The organism is Mycobacterium sp. 4D054, assembly GCF_052245755.1.
Taxonomy (GTDB): Bacteria; Actinomycetota; Actinomycetes; order Mycobacteriales; family Mycobacteriaceae; genus Mycobacterium.
In genome coordinates this window covers 39,614-53,171 of sequence record NZ_JBQQCF010000037.1, presented here as the reverse complement: position 1 = coordinate 53,171, position 13,558 = coordinate 39,614, and the positions used below count along the sequence as shown (strand labels likewise).

The 13,558-nt window shown below is 67.4% G+C and carries 15 protein-coding genes; 9 read left to right on the top strand and 6 right to left on the bottom strand.

Annotated features, from left to right (window positions below; translation table 11 throughout):
• The 8 genes from ACTWP6_RS22625 to ACTWP6_RS22590 form a co-directional block, all read left to right on the top strand.
• Window positions 1–413, top strand: a 413-nt coding sequence (locus tag ACTWP6_RS22625; protein ID WP_443188830.1) for an amidohydrolase family protein, incomplete at its 5' end; no start/stop codon positions are given.
• 108 nt (window positions 414–521) lie between these two features.
• On the top strand, window positions 522–1,688 hold the full coding sequence (locus ACTWP6_RS22620; RefSeq protein ID WP_396884594.1) for an acyl-CoA dehydrogenase family protein: 1,167 nt from the start codon (window positions 522–524) through the stop codon (window positions 1,686–1,688).
• Window positions 1,689–1,765: 77 nt separating this feature from the next.
• Entirely contained in the window at window positions 1,766–3,001 is a 1,236-nt protein-coding gene (locus tag ACTWP6_RS22615) for a CaiB/BaiF CoA transferase family protein (protein WP_396884593.1), read from the top strand.
• A gap of 4 nt (window positions 3,002–3,005) precedes the next feature.
• Complete coding sequence (locus tag ACTWP6_RS22610) at window positions 3,006–3,803, top strand: enoyl-CoA hydratase/isomerase family protein (RefSeq protein WP_260758206.1); 798 nt, start codon at window positions 3,006–3,008, stop codon at window positions 3,801–3,803.
• Between the two features lie 5 nt (window positions 3,804–3,808).
• Window positions 3,809–5,005 carry a thiolase family protein gene (locus ACTWP6_RS22605; RefSeq protein WP_260754506.1) on the top strand — a complete coding sequence of 399 codons (1,197 nt, stop codon included), beginning with the start codon at window positions 3,809–3,811 and terminating at the stop codon, window positions 5,003–5,005.
• Window positions 5,006–5,020: 15 nt separating this feature from the next.
• Complete coding sequence (locus ACTWP6_RS22600; RefSeq protein WP_260754505.1) at window positions 5,021–6,169, top strand: acyl-CoA dehydrogenase family protein; 1,149 nt, start codon at window positions 5,021–5,023, stop codon at window positions 6,167–6,169.
• 145 nt (window positions 6,170–6,314) lie between these two features.
• Window positions 6,315–6,953, top strand: coding sequence for a TetR/AcrR family transcriptional regulator (locus ACTWP6_RS22595; RefSeq protein ID WP_260754504.1), 639 nt, complete (start codon window positions 6,315–6,317; stop codon window positions 6,951–6,953).
• On the top strand, window positions 6,950–7,450 hold the full coding sequence (locus ACTWP6_RS22590) for a hypothetical protein (protein ID WP_443188829.1): 501 nt from the start codon (window positions 6,950–6,952) through the stop codon (window positions 7,448–7,450). The genes ACTWP6_RS22595 and ACTWP6_RS22590 overlap by 4 nt, the downstream gene beginning before the upstream one ends.
• 4 nt (window positions 7,451–7,454) lie before the next feature.
• Here the strand turns inward: ACTWP6_RS22590 and ACTWP6_RS22585 are convergent, their stop codons facing one another.
• Genes ACTWP6_RS22585 through ACTWP6_RS22570 form a run of 4 tightly spaced genes read right to left on the bottom strand, consistent with a single transcriptional unit; the run spans window position 7,455 to window position 11,364 of the window.
• Window positions 7,455–8,420 (bottom strand): NADPH:quinone oxidoreductase family protein, encoded by a 966-nt coding sequence (locus tag ACTWP6_RS22585; protein ID WP_443188828.1) that lies wholly within the window; start codon window positions 8,418–8,420, stop codon window positions 7,455–7,457.
• A gap of 7 nt (window positions 8,421–8,427) precedes the next feature.
• The gene (locus tag ACTWP6_RS22580; protein ID WP_260758205.1) at window positions 8,428–9,447 is read right to left on the bottom strand and encodes a phosphotransferase family protein; all 1,020 of its coding nucleotides are present in this window, start codon (window positions 9,445–9,447) and stop codon (window positions 8,428–8,430) included.
• 32 nt (window positions 9,448–9,479) lie between these two features.
• The gene (locus ACTWP6_RS22575; protein ID WP_443188827.1) at window positions 9,480–10,778 is read right to left on the bottom strand and encodes an acyl-CoA dehydrogenase family protein; all 1,299 of its coding nucleotides are present in this window, start codon (window positions 10,776–10,778) and stop codon (window positions 9,480–9,482) included.
• A gap of 16 nt (window positions 10,779–10,794) precedes the next feature.
• Window positions 10,795–11,364, bottom strand: coding sequence for a TetR/AcrR family transcriptional regulator (locus tag ACTWP6_RS22570; RefSeq protein WP_443188832.1), 570 nt, complete (start codon window positions 11,362–11,364; stop codon window positions 10,795–10,797).
• A 261-nt stretch (window positions 11,365–11,625) separates the two neighbouring features.
• On the opposite strand from ACTWP6_RS22570, the gene ACTWP6_RS22565 reads away from it, so the two are divergent.
• The gene (locus ACTWP6_RS22565) at window positions 11,626–11,811 is read left to right on the top strand and encodes a hypothetical protein (protein ID WP_443188826.1); all 186 of its coding nucleotides are present in this window, start codon (window positions 11,626–11,628) and stop codon (window positions 11,809–11,811) included.
• Between the two features lie 25 nt (window positions 11,812–11,836).
• Here ACTWP6_RS22565 and ACTWP6_RS22560 read toward each other — a convergent pair whose 3' ends face one another.
• On the bottom strand, window positions 11,837–12,790 hold the full coding sequence (locus ACTWP6_RS22560) for a TIGR03564 family F420-dependent LLM class oxidoreductase (RefSeq protein WP_443188825.1): 954 nt from the start codon (window positions 12,788–12,790) through the stop codon (window positions 11,837–11,839).
• A gap of 12 nt (window positions 12,791–12,802) precedes the next feature.
• Window positions 12,803–13,546 (bottom strand): hypothetical protein, encoded by a 744-nt coding sequence (locus ACTWP6_RS22555; RefSeq protein ID WP_443188824.1) that lies wholly within the window; start codon window positions 13,544–13,546, stop codon window positions 12,803–12,805.
• Between the last annotated feature and the right edge of the window lie 12 nt (window positions 13,547–13,558).

The window sequence follows — 13,558 nt, the reverse complement described above, 5'->3', positions numbered from 1 at the left end:
GCAAGCTGCCCAGCGAGGTGTTCCGCGAGCATTTCCTGACCTGCTTCATCGCCGACCCCGTCGGTGTCACCACCCGCCATCAGATCGGGGTGGACAACATCTGCTGGGAGGCCGACTACCCGCACAGTGATTCGATGTGGCCCGGGGCGCCTGAGCAGCTCGACGAGGTCCTCAAGGCCAACAACGTGCCCGACGACGAGGTCGACAAGATGACCTACCAGAACGCGATGCGCTGGTATCACTTCGACCCGTTCAGCCACATCCCCAAAGACCAGGCCACCGTCGGGGCCCTACGCAAAGCCGCCGAAGGACACGACGTCTCCATCCAAGCCCTATCCCACAAGGAGAAGACCGGCGCCACCTTCGCCGACTTCGCGGCCAGCGCCAAGTCGATCACCGGCAACAAAGATTGAGCAAACCACCGTCGAAATCGCATTCCAGCAGGTGAGCACTCGCACTTTCGCTACTGGAATGCAATTTCGGCGGTTTGAAGCAGAGGAGAGGCAGCTATGCCGGGCGGTATGAGTTTCGAACTGACCGAGGATCAGGAGTTGATCCGCAAGTCGGTGGCGGAACTGGCGGGCAGGTTCGACGACCACTACTGGATGGAGAAGGACCAGGCCCACCAGTTCCCGCAGGAGTTCTACGACGCCATCGCCAAGGGCGGCTGGCTCGGTATGACCATCCCCGAGGCATACGGCGGACACGGTCTCGGGATCACCGAGGCCACGCTGTTGCTCGAAGAGGTGTCGCGTTCGGGTGCGGCGATGAACGGCGCCAGCGCGATCCACCTGTCGATCTTCGGCATGCAGCCCGTCGTCAAGCACGGCTCCGACGAGCTCAAAGCCCGCACCCTGCCCCGGATCGTCGACGGCGACCTGCACGTGTGCTTCGGGGTGACCGAACCCGGTGCGGGGCTGGACACCTCGCGCATCACGACCACCGCCAAGCGCGAAGGTGACCATTACCGGGTGAACGGCCGCAAGGTGTGGATCTCCAAAGCTCTTGAGTCCGAGAAGATCCTGCTGCTCACCCGCACCACGCCGTATGACCAGGTGACCAAGAAGACCGACGGTATGACCCTGTTCCTGACCGACCTGGACCGCAACCGCGTGGACATCCGGCCGATCAACAAGATGGGCCGCAACGCGGTGAGCTCCAACGAGCTTTTCATCGACGACCTGATGGTGCCGGTGGAGGACCGGGTGGGCGAGGAGGGCAAGGGTTTCAAGTACATCCTCGACGGGCTCAACCCCGAGCGGATGCTGATCGCAGCCGAGGCGCTCGGCATCGGACGGGTCGCGCTGGAGAAGGCGGTCAAGTACGGCAACGAGCGCCACGTGTTCAACCGGCCCATCGGCATGAACCAGGGACTGCAATTCCCGCTCGCCGACTCGCTGGCCCGCCTGGACGCCGCCGAGCTGGTGCTGCGGAAAGCCACCTGGCTGTACGACAACGGCAAACCCTGCGGGCGTGAGGCGAATACAGCGAAATACCTGTGCGCCGACGCCGGGTTCGGAGCAGCCGACCGTGCCTTGCAGCTGCATGGCGGCATGGGCTACTCCGAGGAGTACCACGTGTCCCGCTACTTCCGTGAGTCACGCCTGATGAAGATCGCGCCGGTGAGCCAGGAGATGATCCTGAACTTCCTCGGCGAGCATGTGCTCGGCCTGCCCAGGAGCTACTAGGTGGGTCTGCACGATCGTGGCGTCCCGGCACCCCGGGCAGGTGCCGCCGGTCGACGGCCGCATGGTTATCTGAACAGGTGAGCAGTCCTCAGACCGGCGCGGCACCCCTGGCCGGGGTCACCATCGTCGCGATGGAGCAGGCCGTGGCCGCTCCGATGTGCACCCGTGTGCTGGCCGACTTCGGCGCCCGGATCATCAAGGTGGAGAACCCCAACGGCGGTGACTTCGCCCGCGACTACGACGACGTCGTGAACGGGCCCGGCGGCCTGGCCGCGCATTTCGTGTGGTGCAACCGTGGCAAGGAATCGGTCACGTTGAACACGAAGTCGCCGGCGGGCCTGGAGCTGTTGCACCGGTTGCTCGACCGCGCCGACGCGTTCGTGTCCAACCTGGCCCCGGGCGCGACGGCGCGGCTGGGCATCGCCCCGGCAGACCTCGCGGTGCGGCACCCCGACGTGATTCCGGTGGAGATCGACGGGTACGGCCCGGGCGGGCCGATCTCGCACAAGCGGGCGTACGACCTTCTGGTGCAGGCGGAATCGGGCTCGTGTGCGATCACCGGCTATCCGGGCATGCCCGCCAAACCTGGTCCCGCGATGGCTGATTTCAGCACGGGTCTGTACGCGGCGATCTCGATCCTGGCCCTGCTGTACGGGCGGGCCCACCGACCGGGGGCAACGCCCGCACCGTCGGTGGAGTTGAGCCTCTTCGACGTGATGACCGATGTGATGGGGTACGCGCTGACCTACACCCAGCATTCGGGCATCGACCAGGAACCGCTCGGCGTCGGGTCTCCCGCGGTGGCGCCCTACGGCGCGTTCTCGACCCGGGACGGGCAGACCGTCGTGCTCGGCACCACCAACGACCGCGAGTGGCAGCGGGTCGCCCGCGAGATCATCGACCGCCCCGATCTGGCCGACGATCCCCGTTTCGCGACCAACTCCGATCGGTGCGCGCACCGCGAGATTCTCGAGGAAGCGATCGGAAACTGGTGTGCTAGGCATGATCTGGCCGACATCCAGAAAACGGCTGACGCGGCCGGGATCGGGAACTCCCGCTACAACAAGCCAAGCGAGGTCGTGGTGCACCCGCATCTGGCCGCCCGCGACCGGTGGCGCACCGTCGCCACACCGAAAGGCGACATCCAGGCGCTGCGTCCACCGCCGGTGATCAGCGACTTCGAACAGCCGATGGGCGCGATCCCCGGACTCGGGCAGCATACCGACGCCGTGCTCACCGAGATCGGGGTCAGCGCAGAGGAATTGAACCGGCTGCGGGCAGACGGCGTGATCGGGCCGGCCTACCGTGGCTGAGGAGGTGCTGCTGTCGTCAGACCGCGACGGGGTCCGCACGCTGACGTTGAACCGCCCCGAGCGGCGAAACGCGCTCGACGCCCGGCTGTGGGTCGAACTCGCCGATGCCCTGCGGCAGCTCAAGCGGGACCGCGGCATCCGGGCGCTGGTGCTCACCGGTGCCGGTGGCGCGTTCTGTTCGGGAGCCGACATCGGTACCGGTGAGCAGATCCATCCGCGCTACAAGCTGGACCGCCTCACCGACGTGGCTTTGGCGCTGCACGAGCTCGCCGTGCCGACCATAGCGAAGGTCACCGGCATCGCCGTCGGTGCGGGCTGGAACCTGGCGCTCGGTTGCGATCTGGTGGTCGCCACGCCGCAGTCACGGTTCTGCCAGATCTTCTCCAAACGCGGGCTGTCCGTCGACCTCGGCGGTTCGTGGCTGCTGCCCAGGCTCGTCGGACTGCAGCAGGCCAAACGCCTGGTGCTGCTCGCCGACATGATTGGCGCCGACGAGGCGCACGCGCTGGGCCTCGTCACCTGGGTCAAGTCCGGCGACGAGATCGACGCGTTCGTCGACGACCTCGCCGGCCGGCTGGCCGGCGGGCCCCCCTTCGCGCTGGCGCAGAGCAAGGCTCTGCTCAACGACGGCGCCAACGCGACACTGCGCGAGGCGCTGGCCAACGAGGCGCGCGCGCAACCGGGTAACTTCGCGACCGCGGATTCGGGCGAGGCCTACGCCGCGTTCGCGGCCAAGCGCGATCCGGCGTTCACCGGGGCGTGGGCCCTGTATGACGACGCCACCGACAAGGATGAGGAGTAGAGATCATGCGGGAGACGGTCATCGTCGGTGCCGTGCGCACACCGGTGGGTAAGCGCAAGGGCGGTCTGTCCGAACAGCACGCGGCCGACCTGTCGGCAGTGGTACTCAACGAACTCGTGGAACGCACCGGGGTGGGCGCGGACATGATCGACGACGTCATCTGGGGCTGTGTCTCGCAGGTGGGGGACCAGTCAAGCAACATCGGCAGGTATTCGGTGCTGGCCGCCGGCTGGCCCGAACACATCCCGGGCACCACAGTGAACCGGGCGTGCGGGTCGAGCCAGCAGGCGCTGGACTTCGCCGTGCAGGCCGTCATGTCCGGGCAGCAGGACATGGTGGTGGCCGGCGGGGTCGAGGTGATGAGCCGTGTCCCGCTGGGCGCCGCACGCGCCACCGGCATGCCGTACGGGCCGAAAGTCCTTGCCCGCTATGACGATTTCTCGTTCAATCAGGGCATCTCGGCCGAGATGATCGCGCAGAAGTGGGGTTTCTCCCGCACCCGTCTCGATGAGTACTCCGCGCAGTCCCACGAACGTGCCGCAGCGGCCCAGGACGCGGGCGCGTTCAGGGACCAGATTGTGCCCGTCTTCATCGCGCACACCAGCGAGTCAGCCACGGGCGGGACGGACGGGGACGGCAAGGTCGCGGGCAGTGTGGTCACCGAGGACGAAGGCATCCGGCGCGGCACCACCGTCGAGAAACTGGCCGGCCTCAAGCCGGCGTTCACCGAGGACGGGGTCATCCACGCGGGCAACTCGTCGCAGATCTCCGACGGCGCCGCGGCGCTGCTCGTGACCACGATGGAGAACGCGGTGAACCTGGGCCTGGCCCCGCTGGTCCGGTACCGTGCCGGAGCGGTGACCGGTGCCGACCCCATACTGATGCTCACCGGGCCCATTCCCGCCACTGAGATGGTGCTGCACAAGGCGGGCGTGAGTCTCGACGAGGTCGGGGTGTACGAGGTCAACGAGGCGTTCGCACCGGTACCGCTGGCCTGGCTGGCCGACACCGGCGCCGACGAGGCCAGGCTCAACCCGCTCGGCGGCGCGATCGCCCTCGGCCATCCGCTCGGGGCCTCGGGTGCGGTGCTGATGACACGGATGATTCATCACATGCGGGACAACGGCATTCGTTATGGGCTGCAGACCATGTGCGAGGGCGGGGGCACCGCGAACGCCACCTTGGTCGAACTCGTCAAATAGGCAAGGAGTCCTGACATGCGTAGGGATCTGTTCACCGAAGACCATGAGGCTTTCCGCGAACTCGCACGCGATTTCGTCGAGAAGGAGGTCGTTCCCCACTATCCGCAGTGGGAGAAGGGCGGCCGGATGCCGCGCGAGGTCTTCGAGCAGATGGGTGAGCTCGGAATACTCGGCGTGGCCATCCCGGAGGAGTACGGCGGTGGAGGACAACCCGACTACCGGTACAACGTGGTGCTGCAGGAGGAGGCGGCACGCGCGCTCGTCACCTTGTCGACGGTGCGCACCCAGCTCGAGGTGATCCTGCCCTATTTTCTGCATTACGCGAATGCCGAGCAGCGTGACCGCTGGTTCCCCGGGCTGGCGTCGGGAAAGCTGTTGACGGCGATCGCGATGACGGAGCCGGGTACCGGGTCCGACCTCGCGGGTATGCGCACGACCGCGGTGCGTGACGGAGACGACTACATCGTCAACGGCGCTAAGACCTTCATCACCGGAGGCATGCAGGCCGATCTGGTCATCGTCGTCGCGCGCACGTCCACCGATCCCGACAACCGCCGCAAAGGGCTGACTCTCTTGGTGGTCGAGGACGGCATGGCGGGGTTCACCCGGGGACGCGAGCTGGAGAAGATGGGCTGCAAGGTCCAGGACACCGCCGAACTGTCCTTCGTCGACGTCCGAGTTCCCGCTGCCAACGTGCTCGGTGACGTGGACGAGGCGTTCGGCTACCTGGGCCACAACCTGGCCCAGGAGCGGCTCACGGTGGCGGTGGGTTCGGTGGCCCAGGCACGGTCGGCCATCGCCGCCGCGATCGAGTACACGCGGAGCAGGAAGGCGTTCGGCACGCCGGTGGCGTCGTTTCAGAACACGAAGTTCGAACTCGCCGCCTGCTCGACGGAGGTGGAAGCGGCCCAGGCGATGCTCGACCGGGCGATCGCACTGCACGTCGAGGGAGAGCTCACCGGCGCCGATGCGGCAAGGACGAAGCTGTTCTGCACGGAGATGCAGCAGCGGGTGGTCGACCGCTGTCTGCAGCTCTTCGGTGGCTACGGCTACATGATGGAGTATCCGATCGCGCGGCTCTACACCGATGCCCGGGTGGCCCGCATCTACGCGGGCACGAGCGAAGTCATGAAGGTGATGATCGCGAAGTCGCTCGGTCTGTAACTGGCATTTGGCCTGACAAACAGCCTGACCTGCAGCTGGTCGGCCCTGTGACGGCCGCCTAAACCCAATGTGCTGAGACCCTTGTCACAGCGGCCAAACCTACCTACTGTGTGTTCACTAGGTTGGTTAAGCGCCGAGGAGACCAGTGTCAGCCCCTGAGCCCGCCGGACCGGATCTGGGATCACCCAGGAGGCCGTACGCGACGTTGTTCGCCAAAGGTGAGGACCGCCGCCAGCGGATCCTGGCCGTGGCGGAGAGGCTGCTGGCGCGCAACGGATGGCGCAGCACCTCTCTCGCGCAGATCGCCCGGGAAGCCGGTGTCACGCCCGCAGGTCTGCTGCACCATTTCGAGTCCAAGGAGCAACTGCTCAACGCGGTGCTCGACGCGCGCGACGCCGACGACGACGCGCACGCCGACCGGTCCGGCGACCTCATCGCCGAGCTCACCCGGGTGCCCAAACGCTTCGAACGGTCACCCGAGCTGGTCGGAACCTTCATGGTGCTGCTGGCCGAGAACCTCGCCCCCGATGCGCCGCTGCACGATCGCCTGCACAAGCGTTACCGCGCGGCGGCCGACATCATCAAAGACCTCCTCGTTCGTGGTCAGCGAGAAGGGCTGTACCGCAATGACTTCGACGCGGCTACCAAGGCCACGGAGATTCTCGCCTTCATCAACGGAATGGAGATCCAATGGTTACTCGATCCCTCAATCCCGCTGACCGAGGTGTACCAGGGGTACGCGGAGTCGCTGGCCCGCGATCTGGCCCAGCCCAGACCGACATGAGGTACCGGCTGGACGTGGTGTCCCCGACGGTGCTGGACGCGGTGCGGTTCGCCGGTGGCTGGATCTACGACCGCGTCATGGCGGGCTGGGACGTGACCGTGCTGGTCGGCAGCGACGAAGATGTGCGCCCCCTGGAGATCCTCGGAGCCGACACCGCGGACCTGGAGTCTGTGCTGGAGTCGTGGGAACAGCGGCCGCACCCGCAGACCGTCGCGGTGGCCGCCGACCTGTTCGGCTGCGACGACCGCGTCCGTCGCGGAGTGCTCGGCGCGCTCGACCAGGGCGCCACCGAGGTGACCCTGTGGGGTGGGCCGGTGCCCTCCGATCTCAACAGCAGCGTGGGACCGGTCGAACACCGCCTCAGCGCGGCGGCCCGCGCCTTCAAAGCGCAGGCGCTGGCGGCGGCGTCCGGTGCCGGGCAGACGATCGCCCCCGCCGAGATCTTCTGTAGCGGCATGATGGCCTCGGTGGCAGCCGACCTGGTACCCGCCAGCTGAGGGTTCACCGCAGGTCGATCAGCACCTTGCCGACGGCGCGACCGTCAGCGACCAGTCGCAGTGCGGCCGCGGTCTCCTCGAGCGGGTAGACCGCGCCGACGTGCGGTACCGCTCGGCCGGAGACGAGCAACTCACGCAGCTCGGCCTCGTTCCGGTCGAACTCGTCGGCGGGCACGTCCTGGAACTGGAAACCGTGCACGTGAATACCCTTGATCAGCACCAGGTTCAACGGGATTTTCGGAATCGTGCCGGACGCGAACCCGATCGTCACGAAGCGCCCGCCCCGGCCCAGCGAGCGCAGCGCCGGCTCGCTGAGAGCCCCGCCGACCGGGTCGAGCACCACATCGGCACCGGCTGGCAAACAATCCCGGAGCGCGCCGCGCAGGTCGCGTTCTCGGTGATCGACCACCTGTGCCGCCCCGTATTCCGCTGCGACCGACAGTTTCTCGGAAGAGGACGCCACGGCCACGACATGGGCCCCGAGTGCGGAACCCAGTTGCACCGCGGCCAGACCCACCCCGCCACCGGCGCCGAGCACCACCAGCCGTTCGCCGGCGCGTAGCCGCGCCACTGACCGCAACGCATGGTAGGCCGTGCGGTGGGCGACCCCGGACGCGGCGGCGGTCCGCGCGTCGATCCCGTGCGGGACGTGCGCGAGGGCCTTCGCGTCGACCACCACCTCCTGCGCGAACGCCCCTGACATGCCGGTCCCGCTCACCCGGTCACCGACGGCGAAACCCCCGACGCCCGAGCCTATTCCGTCGACCACGCCGGCGAATTCGCTGCCCGGCACAAAGGGGGGCGGAACCTCGATCTGATACGTGCCCGCCACCAGGAGCACGTCGGGGTAGTTGACCGCCGCCGCTTCCACTCGGACGCGCACCTGACCGGGCGCGGCGCCGGGCGTCGTGCGCTCCTCGATGCGCACCACCTCGGGAGGCCCGTGCACCGGGCACACTGCAGCACGCACGGCGCGGCTAACCCCGGTAGTCCGTGGACTCGGCCAGCTCGGCGGCCGAGGCCATCAACTCCGTCACCACCGGACCGAACGCCAGCAGCTTCTCGTCGTCACCGGCGCGCTGATAGCCCTGTTCCAGCACGATGGCCAGTTTCCACTTCGCCAGCACCAGGTAGTAGTCAAGGTCGTCGACCTGGCGCCCCGACACCGCCGCGTAATGCGCGACGACCTCGTCGCGTGACGGCATGCCGCCCATGTCGACATACGCCATTTCCGACGGCTCCGGGTCGGCTGTGTCTTCACCCCGATCCGCTCCTTGCGTGAGCGACGGCCATGACTGCACCATCCACCCCAGGTCGAGCTTCGGGTCACCGACCGTGCCCATCTCCCAGTCGACGATCGCGGCCAACTGCGCCGGGGCCCCGTGCCGGTACATGACATTCGCGAACTGGTAATCCCCATGCATGAGGCCGGGGATGAAGTCCAGCGGCTTGTGTGCGCGCAGCCAGCCCGTGGCGACCTCGAGTCCCGGCAGTTCGCGGTTCTTGACCCGCTCGAGGAAGCCGATCCAGCGGTCCACCTGACGTTCGTGGAAGCCGTCCGGCCGGCCCAGGTCGTGCAGGCCCCTGGCGCGCCAGTCCACCTTGGACAGCAGCGCAATGCCCTCGGCCAGTTGATAACTGAGCCCAGGTCGAGAGGACAGGTCGCTGTCGAACGGTTCCGGCCACCTGCCGTGGGTGTCCATCGGCGACCACCCGTCGACGTAGCCCATCAGGTAGAACGGTCGGCCCAGCACCGAGGAGTCGTCGCAGACACCGATCGCCGCGGTGTGCGGGACGTCGGTCCCGTCCAGCGCCTCGATGATGCGCCATTCCCGCAGGATGCCTTTGTCCCGGTCAGCCGGCGCGCCGGGAGGCGGCATCCGCAGCACGCAGCGGTGTTCACCGCGGTTGATCTCGAAGATGACGTTCTGGGTGCCACCGGACAGGAAACGGGCACTCAGCGGTTCGCCTTTGCCCGGCAACGCAGCCCGGTCCATCCAATCGGCGAGGCGTGCTGTGTCGATGTCGCTCACAGGTTGCCCACCTCGTGTTCGAGGTAGTCGGCATACTTCGCCTGTGCCGCTTGCCGTTTGGCCGGGATCCACTCCGACGGCCAGGTGCCTTCCGCAGGCTGGTGATCGCGCAGCACCTGCTTCGCGACCGTCGTCTTGTGCACCTCGGTGGGCCCGTCGGCCAGGCCCATCACCGCGGCGCCGGTCACCATCCCGAGGAACGGCACCTCGTTGGTCACGCCGAGCGCGCCGTGGACCTGCATCGCCCGCCACGCGATGTCGTGCAGGACGGTGGGCATCACGACCTTGACCGCGGCGATGTCTTTGCGGACCTTCTTGTAGTCGTTGTACTTGTCGATCTCCCAGGCGGTGTACAGCACCATCAGCCGGAACTGCAGCAGTTGGGCGTACGAGTCGGCGATGTAGCCCTGCACGAACTGCTTGTCCGACAACCGACTGCCCTGTGTCTCGCGGCTGAGCGCCCGTTCGCACATCATGTCCAGCGCCTTCCGGGCGAGCCCGATGGTTCGCATCGCGTGGTGAATTCGGCCGCCGCCCAGACGGGTCTGGGCGATCACGAACGCCTGCCCTTCACCACCGAGCAGCGCGTCGGCCGGCACCCGGACGTTGTCGTAGTGGATCAGCGCGTGTGACCCGTGTTCGGCGCCTTCGCCGTACAGGCCCGCGTTGCGCACGATGTTCACCCCGGGAGTGTCGGTGGGCACCAGGAACATCGACATGCCCTGATACGGGCTGACATCGGGATTGGTCACTACCATGACAATCAGGAACGAGGCGGTCGAGGCGTTGGAGGAGAAGAACTTCCAGCCGTTGATCACCCAGTCGTCGCCGTCACGCACTGCCGACGTGGTGAACATCGTCGGGTCTGCCCCGGCGTGCGGTTCGGTCATCGAATAGCAGGAGAACAGCTCGCCGTCGAGCAGCGGACGCAGGTAACGCTGCTTCTGATCATCGGTGCCGTAATGGGCGATGATCTCGGCGTTGCCGGTATCGGGAGCCTGACACCCGAACACGATCGGTGCCCACTGGGAACGGCCCAGGATCTGGTTGAGCAGTGCGAGCTTGAGCTGACCGTACCCCTGCCCGCCGAGATCGGCGCCCAGGTGGGTTGCCCACAACCCGCGGCTGCGCACCTCCTGTTTGAGGGGTTCGATCGCCTCACGCCGTTTGCCTTCCAGCGGCGTGAACTGCTGATGCGGCCACACGAGGTCCAGCGGTTCGACCTCTTCTCGGACGAACTCGTCGGCCCAGTCGAGCACCTTTTGGTACTCGGGGTCGGTTTCGAAATCCCACATGGCGGCCTCCTTGTCGTTATCGCGTGGTGCGGTGACGCAATCCGTCGATCAACGTGGTGATGTCGGCGGTGACCACTGTGGCGAACGAGCGCTGGCCGAACGCGCCGGCCGCCCAGTGCCGCGCGCCTTCACTCACCATGGTCTGCGCCAGGTAGGCGAGGTGCGCCACATCCACCGCAGCGGGCAGCTTTCCGTCGGCTCGCGCGCGGGTGAAGAGTTCGGTGAACATGTCGGCGTCGAACTCTGGTGGACTGCCGTCGGCGAGGATGCGGTGTTCGTGCCGGTAGCCCTCGAGGATGGTCTCGATGATGAGCTCGCGCGGATTGCGTGCCATCGACTGCTCGAAGGCTCGTAACGCCGCCTCAATCACGGATTCGACCTCGTAGGGCTTCTTCAGCAGGCCATGGATCGTGCGATGTGCCGATTGGGTCGACAGCACGCCCACTTCGAAGAGCACGTCTTCCTTACGGGGGAAGTAGAAGTAGAACAGCGCCTTCGAGACGCCCGCTGCGGTGCAGATGTCGGCGACCGTCGTCGACCCGTATCCCTTGGTACGCCACAAAGCCATCGCGGCCTGGACGAGCATCCGTTTCGTCTCACGCGACCGGGCACGCTGGAACGAGGCACGGCGCTGACCACGGTCAGCAGCTGCCTCAGGCTCGATCACCGCCACAGTGGAGAAATTAACAGGTACTGCCGACGCTGCCAATAGTTGACCGGCGTCTAACTAACGTAGTTCGAGCATGCGGGCACCTGACCGATCCGTGCTCGGGCGGCGGCACGCCGCTGGAGTTGCGGGGTACCTACGCCGTCGGGCAGTCCGAACAGGTCGCGGCAGAATGACCCTGTGGCGGTTCTCAAGATTGCGGCGGCGGCGTTCGCCTTTCTGGCGCTGCTCGCCGGTGGCCTGCAGCTGGCGGCCTTCGCGTCGGGTGGATGGGCCCGCCATCTGATCCTCGGCGTGTTCGCGTGCGCCGTCGGAGTGTCGGTGGCTGCTGCGGTGATTGTGTCGGTGGTGCGGTCGCGACGCTGACGGGCGCCGTCTGTCGAGGCTTCTGTCAGAGCTCTGCGAGGGCTGCCGACAGGAATTGTGCCGTGCGCTGGCTGGATTCGCGCCGTCGGTGGGTGTCGTCGCCGAGCGGGACGATCCGTGCGGCGAGGTCGGTGACGCCGGCGTCGCGGTACGCGCGCAACCGTGCCAGCACCGCCGCTTCGTCCCCGGCCGCCATGGTGTCGCCGACGTCCTCGGCGTCTCCGTGTTCCAGCAGTGCGACGTAGTTGGGGGAGAAGTGGGCGTGGCCGAGGACCTCGCTGGCATGGGCGCGGGCGTCGGCGGCCTGATCGTTGGTGCACAGCACGACCGGAACGCCGGCGACGATGCGGGGTGCCGGGCGGCCGGCCGCCTCGGCGGCGGCGGCGATGCGCGGAGCGACGTGTTCGGCGATCGCACGCTCATCGGCCATCCACAGAATGGTGCCGTCGGCCTGTTCCCCCGCGATACGCAACATCGTCGGTCCGAGTGCGGCCAGCAGCAGCGGCGGTGCGCCGTCGGTCACGTCGACGGGACTGTGCACGTGGTACTCGTCGTTGTCGACGTCGACCCGACCCGGCCCACCGAATGCCCCCTGCAGGACGTCGAGCGCGGCGCGCAGCCTGCGCACCGGTCGGTCGTAGGAAAGGCCCAACTGTCCGTTGATGATCCAGTCGTGGGACAGCCCCAGGCCGAGCGTGAAACGGCCGCCGCACGCGGCGTTCGTCGTCAGGGCCTGCTGCGCCAGGATCATTGGGTGACGTGTCTGGATCGGCACCACCGCCGTGCCGATCTCGATGGCGGTGGTCGACGCGCCGAGCAACGCCATCGCGGTCATCGCGTCCAGATAGCCCGGAACCTGCGGAAACCAGAACGAGCTGAACCCGGCGGCTTCCGCCGCAACACCGTCGGCGAGCAGGCCCGCCAGGCGGTCGGATCGGGGGCGCTCCTTGTCGGAGCCGACCATCAGGCCAATGCGCATGGCGCTCCTTGATCACGGCACATGGCGGTCCCATTCGTGCGGCACCACCGGATAGAACGGTGCGGCGAACAGCGGCTGCGCACCGGTGTCCTGCCAGCGCGTGGTCAGTGCCGGCGCCAGCCGCCGCGCCGTGTCGACGGGGTCGTCGTCGAGGAAACAGTACGAGAGGGTCTGCCCGGCAGGCGCATTCGCGAGCCGCGCTCCGACAGGCAGCGTGGTCGCCGACCACACTCCTGCCACGCCATCGACATCGAGAAGCTCCGTCGGCGCGGATCCGGCCGTTTCGAGGAGCAGGTACACGCCCCGCGTCGGCCACCACGGCAGGACATCCGCGCCGACCTTGACGCGCGGCGCGGCGACCTTCTCGGCGACGTCGTAGACGCCGCGCTCGACCGGCGGCAGCAGCGGGAGCTTCCGCCCGGCTTCACCGAGCGCCTTCGACAGGGAAAGGAACGACTCCATACCGCCGGGATCGGTGAAGAAGTACGTCATCACGTGGTCGATGTCGTCGTGGCGGTCGCGACTGAACGCGCGGGCGGAGCGGCACGCGGGCGTCGACACCAGCCGCAGCGATGCGCGGACCGCCGACATCCTGTGCTGCTCGGGCCGGTGGTCGAGGGTGTGCCAGCGCAGATAATCGGCGTCGGTACCGTCGGGGTGGCGTCTGGCCATGGACACAAACAGGGTCGTGACATCTCCGCGACCTTCGGCCAGGACGCCAGGGACTTGGTCGGAGGGTGTGCCGGGTAGCTGCATTGCCGGGTCCCT